Origin of the sequence: Microbacterium kyungheense, assembly GCF_006783905.1 — a bacterium.
GTDB classification, from domain to species: domain Bacteria; phylum Actinomycetota; class Actinomycetes; order Actinomycetales; family Microbacteriaceae; genus Microbacterium; species Microbacterium kyungheense.
In genome coordinates this window covers 647,806-663,877 of the sequence record NZ_VFPE01000001.1, presented here as the reverse complement: position 1 = coordinate 663,877, position 16,072 = coordinate 647,806, and the positions used below count along the sequence as shown (strand labels likewise).

Here is a 16,072-nt window from a genome sequence, read left to right as displayed (position 1 = left end):
CGGCGACGACATGCGTTCTCGGCGAGATCATGTGCTCTCGACGCGGGAGTGGTGGATGCCGCGGCTCAGACGAAGGCGGGGATCCCGGTGATGGCGCGGCCCACGATGAGCGAGTTCATGTCGTACGTGCCCTCGAACGTGTAGACCGCCTCGGCGTCGGCGAAGTAGCGGGCGATCCCGTACCCGGCGGGGATGCCGAGCTGCTCCTGGCCTCCCAGCTGCACGCCGTTGCCACCGCAGATCTCGCGGCACAGCGCCACCGTCTCGCGCACGCGTGCGCTCACGAACGCCTTGGCCATCGCGGAGTGGTGGTCCTGCTGCTCCCCCGCGTCCTGCAGCTGCGACACCCTGACGCACATGCCGATGCACGCGGTGATGTTCGACAGCGCCTCGGCGAGCTTCTGCTGCACGAGCTGGAACGACGCGATCGGCTTGCCGAACTGCACGCGCGCCTTCGCGTAGGCGATCGCGCACTCGTACGCCCCGACGGCGACGCCGAGCGCCTGCCAGGCGACCTGGGCCCGCGTCAGGCGCAGCACCACGGCGAGGTCGCGGAAGCCCTCGATCCGCTGCAGCCGGTCGGCCTCGGGCACGACGACGTCCTGCAGCACGATGTCGGCGTTCTCGACGGTGCGCAGCGACTGCTTGCGCTCGATCTTGGTCGCGGTGAAGCCGGGCGTGGGCGTGCGCACGAGGAAGCCCTTGACCTGCTCGTCGGCGACATCACGCGCCCAGATGACGACGAGGTCGGCGAACGCGCCGTTGCCGATCCAGCGCTTGGCGCCGTTCAGCACCCACTCGTCGGTGCCGTCGGCGCGCGTGCGGCGCTCGGCCGTGGTCTCCAGTCCCTTCGCCGTGTCGGAGCCGTGGCCGGGCTCGGTGAGACCGAAGCACGCGATCTGCTCGCCGCGGGCCAGCACAGGCAGCCATTCGGCGCGCTGCTCGTTCGACCCGCCGACGGCGATCGAGGTCATCGCGAGCCCGGAGTGGACGCCGATGAAGGTCGCGGTGGACGGGTCGGCGCGCGAGATCTCCATCGCCACCCAGCCGCGGAACACGTTGCTGTTCTCGAACGTGCGCGTCTCGTCGAAGGCGTTGCCGTACAGCCCGAGCTCGGCGATGCGGGGCACGAGGTGGCGCGGGCTCTCGGCGCGGTCCCAGTGGTCGTCGGCGAACGGGCGCACCTCGGTCTCGAGGAACTCGCGGATCTCGCTCAGCGCCCGCTGCTCGGCATCCGTCAGCAGCGTCTGGAATCCGTAGAAGTCCGCGTCGAGCACGTCGGCGGGCGGTGCGGGCGTCTCGGTGGCGGCGGTCTGGGTCAAGGTGAACGTCATCGTGTCTCCTCGGTGTCTGCAGGTCGTGCACACGAGTATGCAACACTTTCGAATATGTTGCACGTCGGATGATGATCGCGGGTAGAGTTCTGGCATGACCCGGACGGCGACCTCGACGACCCCCGCCACGATCGCGACGGTGGGGACGGATGCCGCCCCCTCGTGGCTCTCGGAGCGCCTGGCCGACGGCATCCACTCCGACGCGGGGCGCGCGTTCGACGCGGCGCGCGAGACGTTCATCGCCGGCCGCCGCATCGACATGACGGCACTCGCGTCGACGCTCGGCGTGGACCGCACGTCGCTGTTCCGGTGGGTGGGCAACCGCGACGCGCTCCTCGGCGAGGTGCTGTGGTCGCTCGCGATCCCGACGCTCGTGCAGGCCGAGCATGCGGCCGCCGAGGCCAGCGGCGCCGACCGGATCGCCGCGATCCTCACGCACTTCGTCGACGACCTCATCACGGCCGAGTACTTCCGCTCGTTCCTGCGGCGGGAGCCCGCCCGCGCGCTGCGGCTGCTCACCACGAAAGAGAGCCCGATCCAGCGCCGCTACGTGGCGACCGCCGACTGGCTGGTGCGCCGCGACCTCGGCGCCGAGCCGCTCGGCGGCGCGATCGCCCCCGCCGACCTCGGGTACATCCTGGTGCGGCTGTCGGAGTCGTTCACGTACGCCGACCTGATCTCGGGCGACGTGCCCAGCGCCGAGCGCGCCCGGGTCGCGTTCCGCCTGCTGCTGCGGGCGGACGCCTGATGCCGGGCTTCGCCGTGCGCGAGCCGTTCGCGACGCGCTGGAACGACAACGACCAGTACGGCCACCTCAACAACACCGTGTACTACGCCGCGATGGACACCGCCGTGAACGCGTTCATGATCCGGGAGGGCGGCCTGGAGCCCGTGGGGGGTGCCGCCATCGCCCTGTGCGCCGCGTCATCGTGCGAGTTCCGCGCGTCGGCCGGGTTCCCCGAGCCGCTCGAGGTCGGCATCGGCGTCGAACGCCTCGGGACGACGAGCATCACGTGGGCCCTTGCGATCCTGCGCGCCGGCACCGACGACGAGATCGCGACGGGACGGTTCGTGCACGTGTTCGTGGATGCCGCGACCCGCCGCCCGACGCCGGTGCCGGCATCCATCCGCGCGGCGCTCGCAACGCGCGGCATGAGCGCCTGACGCGGCCCCGCCTCTCGATTCCCGGTCGCTGAGCGAGCGCCAGCGAGACGAAGCGCACGCGCGCAGGCGCCGATGTCCGCGACAAACCGACCATCCGGTATGCTGATCCTGCGGCCCACCGATGGGGCGTGGAAAGAGTCGACGATGACCGCAGTTCCGGGAATGGATGCCGGCGGCCTGAGCGCCTGGCTGGCCGAGGCCCACCCCGATCTGGCGCGCGGCGAGCTCACCGCGACCGTCATCGCCGGTGGCCGCAGCAACCTCACCTACGCCGTGGACGGCGCGGCCGTCCCGCTGATCGTGCGACGCCCGCCGCTCGGCCACGTGCTGTCGAGCGCGCACGACATGCGGCGCGAGCATCGCGTCATCTCGGCGCTCGCCGGCACGGCGGTCCCCGTCCCCCGGGCGATCGACGTCGTCGACGACACCGCACAGGGCAGCGTGACGGGCACCGTGTTCTTCGTGATGGAGCGAGCCCCGGGCCGGGTGCTGGCCCACCGTGCGCAGAACGCCGCCTACGGGCCCGAGGCACTCCGGGGGCTGAGCCTCGACCTCGCCCGGCACCTCGCCGATCTGCATGCGGTCGATCCGGCAGCCGCGGGCCTCGGCGACTTCGGCCGACCCGACGGCTACCTGCTGCGCCAGCTCGCCACCTGGCGGCGGCAGCTCGACGCGTCGCGGTCGCGCGAGACGCTGAACCTGGATCGGCTGCAGGAGGGTCTGGCCGCCGGCATCCCGGACTCCGCTCGGTCAGGGATCGTGCACGGCGACTATCGCCTCGACAACGCACTTGTGGTCGACGACGGCGGGGCGCCCCGCGTCTCGGCGATCCTCGACTGGGAGATGGCCACACTCGGCGACCCGCTCGTCGACCTCGGCATCCTGGCGCTGTACTGGAACATCGCCGATCTGCCGGGCGGCGACGGGGCGGTGCCGAGCGCCGTCGACCCCGACGCCGGCTACGCGACCTTCGACGAGGTCGTCGACGCGTATGCCGAGCACGCCGGCATCGCCGTGCCCGACCTGCGGTGGTACCGCGCGTTCGCCGCGTACAAGCTCGCGGTGATCCTCGAGGGCATCCACTACCGGTACCAGGCCGGCGCGACCGTCGGCGAGGGCTTCGAGCGCATGGGCGCGCTCGTGGAGCCGCTCGCCGTGCTCGGCCGCCGCACGCTCGACGCACGCACACGCGACACACCGACTGCCGAGCCCCGCAGAGAGGTGCACTGATGGACTTCGCTCCGGACGCCACGGCCCACGAGTACTCGGAGCGCGCCCGCGCCTTCCTCGACGAGTTCGTCCTGCCCGCCGAGCCCGTGCTCGACGCGCAGCTCGCCGCGACCCCAGATGAGTGGGGCGTGCGCCCGATCGTGCGCGACCTGCAGCGCGAGGCGCGCGCACGGGGCCTGTGGAACCTGTTCCTGCCCGGCGAACGCGGCGCCGGACTGAACAACCTGCAGTACGCACCCGTGGCCGAGGTGACCGGCTGGAGCCCGCGGCTCGCGCCGGCCGCGTTCAACTGCGCCGCGCCCGACACCGGCAACATGGAGGTGCTGAACGAGTTCGGCACGCCCGCCCAGCAGGAGCAGTGGCTCGAGCCGCTGCTGGAGGCGCGCATCCGCTCGGCGTTCTGCATGACCGAGCCCGACGTCGCCTCGTCGGACGCCACGAACATCGGCACGCGCATCCGGCGCGACGGCGACCACTACGTCATCACCGGCCGCAAGTGGTGGTCGACCGGCGCGATGAATCCCGACGCGGCGATCTTCATCGTCATGGGCAAGACCGATCCGGATGCGGCCCGCCACCGCCAGCAGTCGATGATCCTCGTTCCGCGAGACACTCCCGGCGTACGGATCGTCCGACCGCTCACGGTGTTCGGCTACGACGACCGCGACCACGGCGGACACGCCGAGGTCGCGTTCGACGACGTCCGCGTGCCGGCGGCGAACCTCATCGCCGGCGAGGGCGAGGGCTTCGCGATCGCCCAGGCGCGCCTCGGCCCGGGCCGCATCCACCACTGCATGCGCGCGCTCGGCATGGGCGAGCGGGCTCTCGCGCTCATGATCGCGCGCGCCGCGGAACGCCACGCGTTCGGCGGCGCGCTCGCCGAGCAGGGGGTCGTCCGCGAGTGGATCGCCGAGGCGCGCATCCAGCTGGAGTCGCTGCGCCTGCTCGTGCTCAAGACCGCGTGGCTCATGGACACCGTCGGCAACCGCCACGCGATGACCGAGATCCAGGCGATCAAGATCGCCGTGCCGCGCGCCGTGCAGCAGATCATCGACCGGGCGATCCAGCTGCACGGCGGCGCCGGGGTCTCGTCCGACACCCCGCTCGCCGAGCTGTACGCCGGCATCCGGTCGCTGCGCATCGCGGACGGTCCAGACGAAGTGCATCTGGCGAGCCTCGGGCGCGCCCAGCTGCGCTCATGAAGAAGGATGCCGCCGCCCCTGCCCGACGCGCGGCCCGGGGCCGCGGCATCCACCCCCCACGAAGGTCGAAGGAGACCGTGATGAACCACCCCACCGACCCCGCGATCGACGGGCAGGGCTTCGCGACGCTGTCGGTCGCGAGCATCCTGGCCGAGTCGGCCGTCCGCCACGCGGACCGCCCGGCGCTGCACTTCGCCGGCACGACCACGACCTATCGCGAGCTGTGGGACCAGACGCGCGCGTACGCCGGCGCCCTGCGTGCACGGGGTGTCGGACGCGGCGACCGCGTGGCGATGATCGTGCCGAACGTGCCCGATTTCGCTCGCGTGTACTACGCCGTGCTGTCGCTCGGCGCGATCGTGGTGCCGGTGCACCTGCTGCTGAAGGCCGACGAGATCGCGTACGTGCTGCGGGACTCCGGGGCCGACCTGGTCGTGGCCGCCGCGCCGCTGCTCGGTGAGGCGGCACCGGCCGCCGCCACGGCCGGTGTGCCCCTGGTCACGGTGCTGCTGCCCGCTTCGGCGGACCCGGCGCTGCCACGGCTGGAGGCCGAGGCCGCCGCAGCGACGCCGATCGCCCGCCACGAGCCGGCGAACCCGCTCGACGCCGCGACCATCCTCTACACGAGCGGCACGACCGGAACCCCCAAGGGCGCGGTGGGGTCGCACCTGTCCATCGTCGAGCAGGTGCACACCACCCTCATCGACGCGTTCGACCTGCGCGCCGATGACATCGTGTTCGGCGGGCTGCCGCTCTTCCACACCTTCGGCCAGACGGCCGTGATGAACATCGCGCTGCGGGTGGGGGCATCCGTCATCCTGCTCCCCCGCTTCGACCCCGACGAGGCCCTCGCCCTCACCGCGGCGCTCGGCGCGACGGTGTTCACCGCCGTGCCCACGATGTACGTCGGCATGCTCGAGGCCGCGCGCCGCTCCGCGTCCCGCCCGCCGCTGCGGTACGCCGTCTCGGGCGGTGCGGCCCTGCCGGTCGCCGTGCTCGAGGCCTTCCGCGACGCGTTCGGCGCCGACGTCCACGAGGGGTACGGGCTCACCGAGACCGCGCCGACGGTGTCGTCCAATCCGCTCCGGCAGCCGATCCGGCCCGGGACCGTCGGCCGGGCGCTCTGGGGCGTCGACGTCGCGATCGCCGACCCCGACGTGGACCAGGCCGTCGTGCTCCTCGAGCGCCCCGAAGCGCTCGGCGAGATCGTGGTGCGCGGGCACAACCTCTTCAAGGGATACCTCGGGCGAGCGGATGCCTCCGCCGACGCCGTCGTCGACGGCTGGTTCCGCACCGGGGACCTCGGGACGTACGTCGACGGCGTGCTCACGATCGTCGACCGCAAGAAGGACATGATCGTCCGCTCCGGGTACAACGTGTACCCCACCGAGGTCGAGGCCGTGCTCGCGCGGCACCCCGGGATCGCGGTCGCCGCGGTGTTCGGCGTCGCCGACGACGTGCGCGGCCAGGAGGTGCACGCCGCGGTGGTCGCCCACGACGGCGTCGCCCTCGAGCCCGAGGATGTCGTGGCCTTCGCGCGCGAGCGCATCGCCGCGTACAAGTACCCTCGCGTGGTGCACGTCGTGTCGTCGCTGCCCCTCGGCGCCAGCGGCAAGGTGCTCAAGCGCGACCTCGTGGCGCAGTTCACGCCGGTGAGCTAACACCGCGGCGCTGCGGCGCGCTCGGCGCGCAGCATCCACCCTTGTTCAACAGGTCAACCGGGCCTGTGCAGGAGGAATCGGTCGATTTCGTCCTGATGAAGCCCGGTTGACCTGTTGAGCGACGGGTGCGGTTCGGGCATGGTGCAGTGGATGCCGGCAGCCGCGCCCGACCGCGAAGACCCCGCGCCGGGCGACTCGCCTGTCCACCAGGGTCCGCACCGAACGCCGAGTCACGGCATCCACCCCTCCTCAACAGGTCAACCGGGCTTCTACAGGATGAACCAGCCCAATCCGTCCTGATGAGGCCCGGTTGACCTGTTGAGGGATGGGGCGGGAGTGGGACGGAGCGACGAAACGGCCCGGACCCCACGAAGGGGTCCGGGCCGCGTCGCCGGGGGGATCAGCTGCCGGGCACACCCTCGGCCGAGAGTGCGACCGGCGCGGGGTCGACCGAGGTCACGGAGCCGCCGTCGACCGCGTAGGTGGCGCCGACGTAGTCCTGCACGCCCTGGTCGACGGCGGTGATGCCGACGCCGAGGTAGGCCGCGTGGCTGTCTTCGCCGAACGAGAGCGGAAGGATGCCGTTGCCGGCGAGGTCGCCGGACGCGACGGCCTCGACGAGCGACTCGCGGGTCGGGTTCTCACCGGCGGCTTCGAGCGCCTCGGCGAACAGGTAGGCGACGCTCATGCCGTAGATGGTGTTGCCGTCGAACGGGGCACCGTCGTTGTAGTCGTCGTTGATCTGACGGAACAGCGACACCCAGTCCGAGTCGCCGCCGAGCGAGGGCAGGTAGTTCGTGCCGACGAGCCCCTGCAGCAGCTTCGGGCCGACCTCCTCGCCGAGGTAGCCGACCAGCGTGGGGTAGTCCGCGCCGGACGACGACGAGAACCACATCGGGAACCACCCGAGCTGCGCGGCCGTGCCGAGCGCGAGCGCGGTGAAGCCGTTGATCGTGCCGAGGATGTTGATCTCGCACCCGGCGGCCTTGAGGGCGCCGATCTGCGCCGCGACGTCCTGGTTCGACACCGAGTAGCGCTCGACGTGCGCGAGGCCGTCGGCGCCGAGGGCGAGCTCCGCACCCTCGATCATCTCGTCGCCGAAGTCGTCGTCCTGGCCGAGCAGGCACACGACCTTGTCGGGGTACTCGTCGGCCGCGTACTGCGCGAGCGCGGCACCCTCGACGACGTAGTCGGCGTTGAACCCGAACGTGTACGGATACTTCTCGGGCTGGTTCCAGCTCGTCGACCCCGACGCGACGAACAGGTCGGGCACCTCGTTCTGGGTGAGGTAGTCGAGCACAGCCGTGTGCGTCGGGGTTCCGAGGCCGTTGACGATGGCGAACACCTCGTCCTCCTGTACGAGCTCGCGCACCACGGTCTGCGTGGTCGCCGGGTTGTAGCCGTCGTCCTTCACGATGTAGTCGATCGTGCGGCCGTGCACGCCGCCCTTGTCGTTCAGGTACGCGAAGTACGCGGTCGCGGCGGCCGAGATCGACGAGTACCCCGCGGCGGCGGGGCCCGTGAGCGGCGTGTGCGTGCCGATCGTCACGGTGTCGTCGCTGACGCCGGGCACGTCCTCGTCGCCCGCGCTCGGGGCGGCCGGGGTGCTGCACCCCGCGAGCGCGACGACGACGACGGCGGCGCCGACCGTCGCGGCGACGCGGCGGGTGAAGGTGTGCTGTGACATGGTCACCTCTTTCTGTGTGGTGTGGGTGGTGCGGATCGTGCGGGTTCGAGAGCGGGTTCCGGATGCTGCGCCCCGCCACCGCCCGGCTCTCCCCGCTCCCCGGTCTTTCCCGGCTCCGTCGGCTGCGCGACCGGCTCGACGGCCGGTCCCTGGCTCGACCGCGGGGTGCGCGCGCGGGCGGATCCGTGCGGATCCGGCGGGTCGTCGACGCGGCGGGCGTCCGTCGCTGCGCTGTTCCGGCGGGCGCGGTGGGGGCGCAGGCTCGCGAGGCCGCCGGGCCGCAGCAGCGTCACGACGATGAGCAGCAGGCCGAAGACGAGGATCGAGAGGTTGCCCGACAGCCGCTGCTGCACGTCGGCGGGCAGCGGCAGCGCGTCGGCGGCGACGCCGAGCACCCACGGCAGCAGCACGATGAGCGCCGACCCGATCGCGGCGCCGCCGATGCTGCCGAGGCCACCGAGCACGACCGCCACGACGAGCAGCAGCGAGAACGCGAGGGTGTACGCGCCGGGGCTGACGGACTGGCTCACGAAGCACAGCACGGCGCCGCCGGCGCCCGCGGCGACGGAGCTGACGGTGAACGCGCCCACCTTCACGCGTCCGGGCCGCACGCCGTTCAGGCGCGCGGCGGTCTCGTCGTCGCGCACGGCGCGCACGCGCAGGCCGGTGCGCCCGCTCGCGTAGACGGCGAGACCGGTCACGACCACGCCGGCGACGAGGATCGCGACCCACGCCTGCCACTGCTCCACGGCGATGAGCCGTTCGAGCAGGGGCGGCATCCCGTCGTAGGCGATCTGCACGCCCTGGTCGCCGCGGAGCACTCCCGAGAACACGGCGGCGACCGCGGGCACCGCGATGACGAGGGCCAGCGTGACCCCGGCGAGATAGGGTCCGCGCAGCCGGGCGGCGGCGAGGCCCAGCAGCCAGCCGAGCACGCCGGCGGTCGCCATGGCCGCCAGCAGCGACACCAGGAATCGCGGGATGCCGGTCGCCCCGGCATCCGTCATCGCATTCGCCGTCAGCGCGTAGCCGTAGCCGCCGGCGGCCATGAGCGCCGCCTGCCCGAGTGAGAGCTGACCCGAACGGCCGATGAGCACCGTGAGACCGGCCGTGGCGCAGAAGTACGCCGCCACGGTCGCGAGCTGGAAGTTGCGGTACGGGTCGAGCAGGAATGTGCCGCCGATCGCGAGCAGGGTGAGCAGCGCCCCGAGGGCGAGGGTGCGAGGGATGCCACGCCGCAGCGTGGTGCGCGCGGTCATGCGCTGCGCGCCTCTCGCAGCGAGAACATCCCGCCCGGCCGCAGCAGCAGCACCGCGACCAGCAGGACGAGGACGCCGATCGGGGCGACGGTCGCACCGAGGTATCCGGTGACCAGCGTCATCGCGACTCCGACGACCAGGCCGCCCACGAGCGCTCCGACCGGGGAGTCGAGCCCGCCGACGACGGCTACCGCGAACGCGTAGACGAAGAGCATGTCGGTCGCGTGCGGGTTGAGGCCGAGCTCGGTGGGGACGAGCAGCAGCGCTGCGAGCGCGGCGACCGCGGCCGACAGCATCCATCCGATCGTCACCATGCGGTTGACCCGCACGCCGAGCACGCGCGACACCTCCGGCGCGAACGCGGACGCACGCAGCTGCAGGCCGAGCGAGGTGCGCGTGAACAGCAGCGCGAGCCCCGCCATGACGACCAGTGCGACGACGAGCACGAACACGTCGTACGGCGAGAGCAGCGGCACGCCGCCGACGATGATGGGGCTGTCGTCGAACGGCGGGCGCATGGGCCGGTACTGCGCGCCGAAGAGGATGCCGAGCAGCGACTGCAGCACCATGACGAGCCCGATCGCCACGATCACCCCCGCGAGCGGGCTGCTGTGCGGGGCGAAGCGCATGAGGCCGCGCTCGACGCCGAACCCGATCGCGGCGCCGGCGATGAGCCCGGCCGCCAGGCCCGCCCAGTACGAACCGGTGAACCCGGTGACGGCGAAGGCGATGTACGCGGCGACGAGCGCCATGGCGCCCTGCGCGAAGTTGACGATGCGCGCCGCGCGCCAGATGAGCACGAGCGACAGCGCGAACAGCGCGAAGATCGCACCGCGCGCGAGGCCGGTCGCGAAGAGGAACAGCAGTCGGTCCATCAGAATCCCAGGTAGGCGTGTCGGAGGGTCTCATCGGCGGCGAGGGCCGCCGCGGGCGCGTCGGCGACGACGCGGCCGAGGTCGAGCACGACACCCCGGTCGGCGATCGACAGGGCGCTCGTGACGTTCTGCTCGGCGAGCAGCACGGTCAGGCCGCGCTCGGCAGCGGCGGTCCGCAGCGTCGACATCAGGTGGGCGACGACGAGCGGCGCGAGGCCGAGCGAGGGCTCGTCGAGAGCGAGCAGCACCGGGTCGGCGACGAGCGCGCGACCCAGGGCGAGCATCTGCCGTTCGCCGCCCGACAGCTGGTGGCCGGCGCTGGTGCGGCGGCGGGCGAGCGGCTCGAACATCTCGTAGACGCCGGCGACCGCGCGCTCGCGGGCGGCGCCGCGATGGCGCCACAGCGCTCCCAGTCGCAGGTTCTCGTCGACCGTGAGCTCGGCGACGACGCTCTGCCCGTCCGGCACGAGCGCGAGACCGCGCCGGGCGCGGTCCTCGGTGCGGAGCGTCGTGAGATCACGGTCGTCGAGCGCCACGGTCCCCGAGGCGGCGGGCACGAGTCCGGCCAGCGTCCGCAGCAGCGTGGTCTTGCCCGCGCCGTTCGCGCCGAGCAGCGCCACGACCTCGCCCGGCGCGAGGTCGAATCCGACGCGGTGGAGCACGGGGGCGCCGCCGTACCCGACGGTGAGCTCCCGGATCGTGAGGGCGCCGCCGCGCGTGAGGGCGTGTGCCGGGGCGGTCATGCGGTCGCCTTCACGCCGAGGTACGCCTCTTCGACGCGCGGATCGTCGCGCACCTCGTCGGGCGTGCCGCGGGCGATCACGCGACCGAAGTCGAGCACGACGATGCGGTCGGCCAGTCCCATCACGAAGTCGACGTGGTGCTCGACGAGCAGCACGGCGCAGCCGGCGGCGGCCACGTCGCGCACGACGTCGCCGAGGCCCGAGATGTCGTCGGCACCGAGTCCGCCCGCGGGCTCGTCCAGCAGCAGCAGGCGCGGGTCGGTGACGAGGGCGCGGGCGAGCGCGACGCGCTTGCGGTCGGGGTATGAGAGGGCGGCGACCGGTCGCTCGGCCAGCGGCTCGAGGTCGCGCGCCCGCAGCTGCGCGGCGACGCGTTCGCCGGCGTCGCGATGCGCGGCGACCGGGAGCAGGACGTTCTCGCGCACCGTGAGCCCGGCGAACAAGCCGAGGCCCTGGAGCGTGCGCGACACGCCTCGCCCGGTCAGCTCCGACGTGCGCCGCGGCGCGGAGGCTCCGTCGATGCGCACCTCGCCACGGTGGCGCACCAGGCCGCAGACCGTGTTGAAGACGGTCGTCTTGCCTGCGCCGTTCGGCCCGATGAGGGCGACGATCTCGCCCGGGCGGACATCGAACGACACGTCATCGAGCGCGGTCAGGCCGCCGAACGCGACCGTGAGGTCGACGACCTCGAGGCGCGGGACGGCGGAGTCGACCGGGATGGGGTCGGGGAGGGGGTTCATCGGCACCTCTTCGTGTCGGATGCCTCACTGTAGCGCAGAAACCGACCGGGCGGTATGTCCTTGTTGCATAATCGTGACATGCCGCGCTGGGGGCGCCGCTGACACGCTCATCGCGATTCGTCAACCCCCGCCCCGGGGCCCGACGGGCGACATAGCGTCCACGTCATGACTGACCGCGACCAGCACAACACCCAGGGTGTGCCTGACGAGGACGCCGACGCCGACACCGCGTCGGGCGGCGCACCCGAGCCGCCTGACACGACCGACGAGAACGACATGCCCGTCGAAAACCCCTCTGGAGGATGACCATGCCCAAGCCCCTCATCTGGACCGCGCTGCTCGCCGTGGCCGCGGCCGCCGCCGCCTATCTGATCGGAGCGAAGACCGGTGGGAGCCGGTTCCGTGAGCTGAGCGGCATCGCCAAGGGCGTCTGGAACGACCCCGCAGTGGCGAAGGTGCGGGACCGCGCGTTCCGCAAGATCGAGTCGACGGCGACCCGCGTCGCCGCCAAGAGCTGAAACGTCCGAGCGCCGACGGCTACTTGTGCGGGATGCCGGCGATCATGCCGCCGTCGACGACGAACTCAGCGCCGCTGGTGAACGACGAGGCATCCGACGCGAGGAAGACGATGGTGCCGGCGAGGTCGGAGGGCTCTCCGGGACGCCCGAGGGGGATGTCGAGGTGCGCGGGGTCGATGCGCGTCGTCATCGACGTGCGGATGAACCCCGGGTGCACCGAGTTCACGCGGATGCCCGCCGGGCCGAGTTCGACGGCAAGGGACTGCGACAGCCCGCGCACGCCGAACTTGGCCGCGGTGTAGCCGTGCAGACCGGCGCTGCCCCGCATGCCCTCGACCGACGAGATGTTGATGATCGAGCCCCGCCCCTGTTCCTTCATGACCGGCACGACGGCGCGGCACCCGAAGAAGACGCCGGTGAGGTTCACGGCGATGACGGCGTTCCACTTCTCGGTCGTGAGGTGCTCGATCGGGGCGGCGTTGGCGATGCCGGCGTTGTTCACCAGGACGTCGAGCGAGCCGAAGGCGTCGAGGGATGCCTGGACCGCGGCATCCCATTCGCCCTCATCGGTCACATCGAGGTGGACGAACCGGGCGCGGTCACCCAGCGATGCCGAGAGCGCCGCCCCGTCCTCGTCGAGGATGTCGGCGATCACGACGCGGGCGCCGGCGTCGTGCAGCGCCCGCGCGTACGCCTCGCCGATCCCGCGCGCGCCGCCGGTGACGAGGGCGACGCGTCCTTCGAGATCGAACGGGTTCACCCGACGACCTCGATCACGACGCGGCCGACGGTCGCACCCGACGCGAGCGCGGTGAGCGCCTCGGGTGCGCGCTCGAACGGCACGACCCGGTCGACGACCGGACGGATGCCGCCGGCCTCGGCCGACCGGGTCAGCTCGCTGCGGGCGTCGTCGATGAGGTCGGGACGCACTCGCGGGTACAGGCCCCAGTGCAGCCCGAGCACCGAGTAGTTCTTGACGAGCACGTGCCCGGCCGGAAGTGCCTGGATGACGCCGCCGGCGAAGCCGACGACGACGATCCGGCCCTCGAACGCGATGCACTTGGTCGATGCGTCGAACGCCGCGCCGCCCACCGGGTCGAACACGACGTCGGCGCCGTGGCCGCCGGTCGCGGCCTTGACGCCCGCCACGAGGTCGTCGGTCCCGCGGATCAGCACCACCTCGGCACCGGAGGCCCGCGCGACGGCCGCCTTGGCCTCGGAGCCGACGACGCCGATGACGCGCGCTCCGGCGGCGACGCCGAGCTGCACGGCCGCGAGTCCGACTCCTCCTGCAGCGGCGTGCACGAGCAGCCACTCCCCCGCCTGCAGCGCCGCGCGGCGGTGCAGACCGAACCAGGCGGTCTGGTACGCGACGGTGAGGCCCGCGGCCTCGGCGTCGGTCAGCGCGTCGGGTGCCCGCCACACGTCGGAGGCGGGGAGCACCGCGTACTCCGACAGCACGCCGATCTTCGAGCCGACCACGCGATCACCCACGCGAAGCTCAGACGAGCCTGACACTCCGGCGCCCAGCGCCGCGACCGTGCCGACGAGCTCGATGCCGGGCGAGAAGGGCAGCTCGGGCTTGACCTGGTACTCGCCGCGGCACAGCAGGACGTCCGGGAAGTTGGCGGCGACCGCGCTCACGCGCACGAGCACCTCTCCGTCGCCGGGCTGCGGCGTGGCCACGGTGTCGAGCGTCAGCGCCTCGGCGGGCTCACCGAGCGCCGAGACCCGCCAGGCGCGCATCGCTTCGGGCGCGTCGCCCTCGGGGCTCACGACCGCGGGCCGGACGGCCTCGGCGTTCGCGGGGGCGTCAGGGTGCGGCATCCACTCTCCTCAGGCTGGTCAGGAACAGGTCGGTGAGCTGCTCGGCGACGAGCGTCTTGTCTTCGGGACCCTCGGGCGAGTACCAGTGCGACAGGTAGTGGACGTCGCTGAAGAAGTGGGCCACGAGCATCGCGAGCGGGATGTCGTCGCGGTAGATCCCCTCGGCCTGCCCGCGCGAGATGAGCTCGGCGAACTCGTCGTGGTACGCGCGGCGGCGGCGGGTGACCTCCTGCGCGCGCGGCGCCGACAGCATGTTGAGGCTGCGGAAGAACACCGCCCCCTCCTCCATGGAGTCGATGGAGGTCTCCAGCACGTCCACGCACACCGCGCGCAGCACCTCATCGGTCGTGCCGCCGCGGGCGATGATGTCGTCCAGGTGGGCCTTCTGCAGCGTCAGCAGGCGCTCGTAGATGCCGAAGAGCAGGTCGTCCTTCGACTCGAAGTAGTGGTACATCGCGCCCTTGGTGACGCCCGCGGCATCGACGATCTGCTGCACGCTGGTGTTGGCGTACCCCTGCCGGGCGAACAGCTCGACGGCGGCGCGGGTGACGTCGTCTGCGACGTGGGAATCCTTCATACCCTCATCCTGTCGTGAACCGGCATGCTTTCGTGCTCCTGTTCAGACGAGGGGACGGATGCCGGCACCGCCGTCGATCGGCAGCGTCTGGCCGGTGATCCAGCCGGCGTCCTGCGAGAGGAGGAAGGCGACGGGTCCGGCGACATCGTCGGTCTCGCCGAGGCGGTGGAGCGGGTAGGCCGCAGATGCCTCGTCCTCGTGGCCTTCGTAGAGCGCCCGTGCGAAGGCGGTCTTGATGACGGCGGGGGCCACGGCGTTGACGCGGATGCGCGGAGCGAGCTCGTAGGCCAGCTGCGCGGTGAGGTTGATGAGCGCGGCCTTCGAGATGCCGTAGAAGGCGATGCCAGGGCTCGCGCCGAGCCCCGCGACGGAGGCGATGTTCACGACCGACCGCGACAGGCCGGCGGCCACGGCGGCCCGGGTCCAGTCGAGGGTCGCGACGACGTTGACCTCGAGGATCTTGCGCGCGGCCTCGGCGTCGATGTCGACGAGCGGACCGTAGACGGGGTTGATACCGGTGTTGTTGACCAGGTGATCGAGGCGCCCGTGCCGGTCGGCGATGTGCGCGAACACCGCGGCCCGGTGGTCCGGATCGTCGGAGCGGCCGGCGACGGCACTCGCGGCGGAGCCCAGCTCGGCGACGGCGGCGTCGAGTGCGTCCTGCTTGCGCCCGGTGATCACGACCGACCCGCCCTCGTCGACGATGCGCCGGGCGATCGCGAAGCCGATGCCGCGGCTGGCGCCGGTGACGAGCGTTGCGGTGCCCTCGAAGCGGTCGATGGTCATGGCGCCTCCTTGCGACATACCGGCTGGTCGGTTTCATCACCGTACCACGGATCCGGGGTCCTTCCGGTGCCGCTGCACGGGTGCAGCAGCACCCCGTTGGACGCATCCGCCTGAGGCGACGGCATCCGGATCTGAGGCATGCCTGAGGCGGATATAGGGCATCCGCCCGATGGGGAGCACCCCCCTTAGAGACGAGAGTCGTTCCTGTAAGACGGACCGGCCGAAAGGCGGGTCATCCGACAGGAGACGCACATGAACGACATGACCTTCTTCGCTTCGACGCTCCACACCCACCGCACCGCCGAACTGCGCCGCGAGGCCCGGATCCGCGAGCAGCGCGCCGCGCAGGCCGACGACACGGCCCCCGCGACCGCACCCGCGGCCCACGGCTTCGCGCCCCGCCACCACCGCACCCGCCGCTCCGCCGTCGCCGCCGCGCGATGACACGGGCCCGCGGGCACGGCGGCGC

At 72.2% G+C, this 16,072-nt stretch carries 18 protein-coding genes; 8 read left to right on the top strand and 10 right to left on the bottom strand.

Going from position 1 to position 16,072, the window contains the following annotated elements; translation table 11 throughout:
- Positions 1-65 precede the first annotated feature (65 nt).
- Positions 66-1,334 carry an acyl-CoA dehydrogenase family protein gene (locus FB391_RS03020; RefSeq protein ID WP_141892797.1) on the bottom strand — a complete coding sequence of 423 codons (1,269 nt, stop codon included), beginning with the start codon at positions 1,332-1,334 and terminating at the stop codon, positions 66-68.
- A gap of 94 nt (positions 1,335-1,428) precedes the next feature.
- Here FB391_RS03020 and FB391_RS03015 point away from each other — a divergent pair, with 94 nt between their 5' ends.
- The 5 genes from FB391_RS03015 to FB391_RS02995 all read left to right on the top strand — a co-directional run bounded on the left by FB391_RS03015 (position 1,429) and on the right by FB391_RS02995 (position 6,591).
- Positions 1,429-2,082 (top strand): QsdR family transcriptional regulator, encoded by a 654-nt coding sequence (locus FB391_RS03015; RefSeq protein WP_141892796.1) that lies wholly within the window; start codon positions 1,429-1,431, stop codon positions 2,080-2,082.
- Positions 2,082-2,498 (top strand): acyl-CoA thioesterase, encoded by a 417-nt coding sequence (locus FB391_RS03010; RefSeq protein ID WP_141892795.1) that lies wholly within the window; start codon positions 2,082-2,084, stop codon positions 2,496-2,498. The genes FB391_RS03015 and FB391_RS03010 overlap by 1 nt, the downstream gene beginning before the upstream one ends.
- A gap of 144 nt (positions 2,499-2,642) precedes the next feature.
- A complete protein-coding gene (locus FB391_RS03005) occupies positions 2,643-3,728 on the top strand; it encodes a phosphotransferase family protein (RefSeq protein ID WP_141892794.1) in 1,086 nt (361 codons plus the stop codon).
- The gene (locus tag FB391_RS03000) at positions 3,728-4,930 is read left to right on the top strand and encodes an acyl-CoA dehydrogenase family protein (RefSeq protein ID WP_141892793.1); all 1,203 of its coding nucleotides are present in this window, start codon (positions 3,728-3,730) and stop codon (positions 4,928-4,930) included. Before FB391_RS03005 ends, FB391_RS03000 begins: the two co-directional genes overlap by 1 nt.
- Positions 4,931-5,010: 80 nt before the next feature.
- Positions 5,011-6,591, top strand: coding sequence for an AMP-binding protein (locus FB391_RS02995; RefSeq protein WP_141892792.1), 1,581 nt, complete (start codon positions 5,011-5,013; stop codon positions 6,589-6,591).
- Between the two features lie 400 nt (positions 6,592-6,991).
- Here the strand turns inward: FB391_RS02995 and FB391_RS02990 are convergent, their stop codons facing one another.
- Genes FB391_RS02990 through FB391_RS02970 form a run of 5 tightly spaced genes read right to left on the bottom strand, consistent with a single transcriptional unit; the run spans position 6,992 to position 11,895 of the window.
- A complete protein-coding gene (locus tag FB391_RS02990; protein ID WP_141892791.1) occupies positions 6,992-8,278 on the bottom strand; it encodes an ABC transporter substrate-binding protein in 1,287 nt (428 codons plus the stop codon).
- 2 nt (positions 8,279-8,280) lie between these two features.
- On the bottom strand, positions 8,281-9,537 hold the full coding sequence (locus FB391_RS02985) for a branched-chain amino acid ABC transporter permease (protein WP_141892790.1): 1,257 nt from the start codon (positions 9,535-9,537) through the stop codon (positions 8,281-8,283).
- Positions 9,534-10,412 (bottom strand): branched-chain amino acid ABC transporter permease, encoded by an 879-nt coding sequence (locus FB391_RS02980; protein ID WP_141892789.1) that lies wholly within the window; start codon positions 10,410-10,412, stop codon positions 9,534-9,536. Before FB391_RS02980 ends, FB391_RS02985 begins: the two co-directional genes overlap by 4 nt.
- A complete protein-coding gene (locus FB391_RS02975; protein ID WP_141892788.1) occupies positions 10,412-11,155 on the bottom strand; it encodes an ABC transporter ATP-binding protein in 744 nt (247 codons plus the stop codon). Before FB391_RS02975 ends, FB391_RS02980 begins: the two co-directional genes overlap by 1 nt.
- Positions 11,152-11,895, bottom strand: coding sequence for an ABC transporter ATP-binding protein (locus FB391_RS02970; RefSeq protein ID WP_141892787.1), 744 nt, complete (start codon positions 11,893-11,895; stop codon positions 11,152-11,154). Before FB391_RS02970 ends, FB391_RS02975 begins: the two co-directional genes overlap by 4 nt.
- Positions 11,896-12,060: 165 nt before the next feature.
- On the opposite strand from FB391_RS02970, the gene FB391_RS19605 reads away from it, so the two are divergent.
- Both FB391_RS19605 and FB391_RS02965 read left to right on the top strand, forming a co-directional pair.
- A complete protein-coding gene (locus FB391_RS19605; RefSeq protein WP_185842913.1) occupies positions 12,061-12,201 on the top strand; it encodes a hypothetical protein in 141 nt (46 codons plus the stop codon).
- 2 nt (positions 12,202-12,203) lie between these two features.
- Positions 12,204-12,413 (top strand): hypothetical protein, encoded by a 210-nt coding sequence (locus FB391_RS02965; protein ID WP_141892786.1) that lies wholly within the window; start codon positions 12,204-12,206, stop codon positions 12,411-12,413.
- Between the two features lie 19 nt (positions 12,414-12,432).
- Here the strand turns inward: FB391_RS02965 and FB391_RS02960 are convergent, their stop codons facing one another.
- Genes FB391_RS02960 through FB391_RS02945 form a run of 4 tightly spaced genes read right to left on the bottom strand, consistent with a single transcriptional unit; the run spans position 12,433 to position 15,603 of the window.
- The gene (locus tag FB391_RS02960; protein ID WP_141892785.1) at positions 12,433-13,173 is read right to left on the bottom strand and encodes a glucose 1-dehydrogenase; all 741 of its coding nucleotides are present in this window, start codon (positions 13,171-13,173) and stop codon (positions 12,433-12,435) included.
- Positions 13,170-14,240, bottom strand: a complete 1,071-nt coding sequence (locus FB391_RS02955) for an NADPH:quinone oxidoreductase family protein (RefSeq protein WP_141892784.1) — start codon at positions 14,238-14,240, stop codon at positions 13,170-13,172. The genes FB391_RS02960 and FB391_RS02955 overlap by 4 nt, the downstream gene beginning before the upstream one ends.
- Positions 14,227-14,817: a TetR/AcrR family transcriptional regulator gene (locus FB391_RS02950; RefSeq protein ID WP_141892783.1), complete on the bottom strand. Its 591-nt coding sequence runs from the start codon at positions 14,815-14,817 to the stop codon at positions 14,227-14,229. Before FB391_RS02950 ends, FB391_RS02955 begins: the two co-directional genes overlap by 14 nt.
- A 42-nt stretch (positions 14,818-14,859) precedes the next feature.
- Entirely contained in the window at positions 14,860-15,603 is a 744-nt protein-coding gene (locus FB391_RS02945; protein WP_141892782.1) for an SDR family oxidoreductase, read from the bottom strand.
- 252 nt (positions 15,604-15,855) lie between these two features.
- On the opposite strand from FB391_RS02945, the gene FB391_RS02940 reads away from it, so the two are divergent.
- Positions 15,856-16,047: a hypothetical protein gene (locus FB391_RS02940; RefSeq protein ID WP_141892781.1), complete on the top strand. Its 192-nt coding sequence runs from the start codon at positions 15,856-15,858 to the stop codon at positions 16,045-16,047.
- Positions 16,048-16,072: the final 25 nt, after the last annotated feature.

Excerpts from the sequence above, each read along its gene's own strand:
- FB391_RS03020 (WP_141892797.1), bottom strand. The coding sequence starts at position 1,334 with ATGACGTTCACCTTGACCCAGACCGCCGCCACCGAGACGCCCGCACCG.
- FB391_RS03015 (WP_141892796.1), top strand. The coding sequence starts at position 1,429 with ATGACCCGGACGGCGACCTCGACGACCCCCGCCACGATCGCGACGGTG.
- FB391_RS03010 (WP_141892795.1), top strand. The coding sequence starts at position 2,082 with ATGCCGGGCTTCGCCGTGCGCGAGCCGTTCGCGACGCGCTGGAACGAC.
- FB391_RS03005 (WP_141892794.1), top strand. The coding sequence starts at position 2,643 with ATGACCGCAGTTCCGGGAATGGATGCCGGCGGCCTGAGCGCCTGGCTG.
- FB391_RS03000 (WP_141892793.1), top strand. The coding sequence starts at position 3,728 with ATGGACTTCGCTCCGGACGCCACGGCCCACGAGTACTCGGAGCGCGCC.
- FB391_RS02995 (WP_141892792.1), top strand. The coding sequence starts at position 5,011 with ATGAACCACCCCACCGACCCCGCGATCGACGGGCAGGGCTTCGCGACG.
- FB391_RS02990 (WP_141892791.1), bottom strand. The coding sequence starts at position 8,278 with ATGTCACAGCACACCTTCACCCGCCGCGTCGCCGCGACGGTCGGCGCC.
- FB391_RS02985 (WP_141892790.1), bottom strand. The coding sequence starts at position 9,537 with ATGACCGCGCGCACCACGCTGCGGCGTGGCATCCCTCGCACCCTCGCC.
- FB391_RS02980 (WP_141892789.1), bottom strand. The coding sequence starts at position 10,412 with ATGGACCGACTGCTGTTCCTCTTCGCGACCGGCCTCGCGCGCGGTGCG.
- FB391_RS02975 (WP_141892788.1), bottom strand. The coding sequence starts at position 11,155 with ATGACCGCCCCGGCACACGCCCTCACGCGCGGCGGCGCCCTCACGATC.
- FB391_RS02970 (WP_141892787.1), bottom strand. The coding sequence starts at position 11,895 with ATGAACCCCCTCCCCGACCCCATCCCGGTCGACTCCGCCGTCCCGCGC.
- FB391_RS19605 (WP_185842913.1), top strand. The coding sequence starts at position 12,061 with ATGACTGACCGCGACCAGCACAACACCCAGGGTGTGCCTGACGAGGAC.
- FB391_RS02965 (WP_141892786.1), top strand. The coding sequence starts at position 12,204 with ATGCCCAAGCCCCTCATCTGGACCGCGCTGCTCGCCGTGGCCGCGGCC.
- FB391_RS02955 (WP_141892784.1), bottom strand. The coding sequence starts at position 14,240 with ATGCCGCACCCTGACGCCCCCGCGAACGCCGAGGCCGTCCGGCCCGCG.
- FB391_RS02950 (WP_141892783.1), bottom strand. The coding sequence starts at position 14,817 with ATGAAGGATTCCCACGTCGCAGACGACGTCACCCGCGCCGCCGTCGAG.
- FB391_RS02945 (WP_141892782.1), bottom strand. The coding sequence starts at position 15,603 with ATGACCATCGACCGCTTCGAGGGCACCGCAACGCTCGTCACCGGCGCC.
- FB391_RS02940 (WP_141892781.1), top strand. The coding sequence starts at position 15,856 with ATGAACGACATGACCTTCTTCGCTTCGACGCTCCACACCCACCGCACC.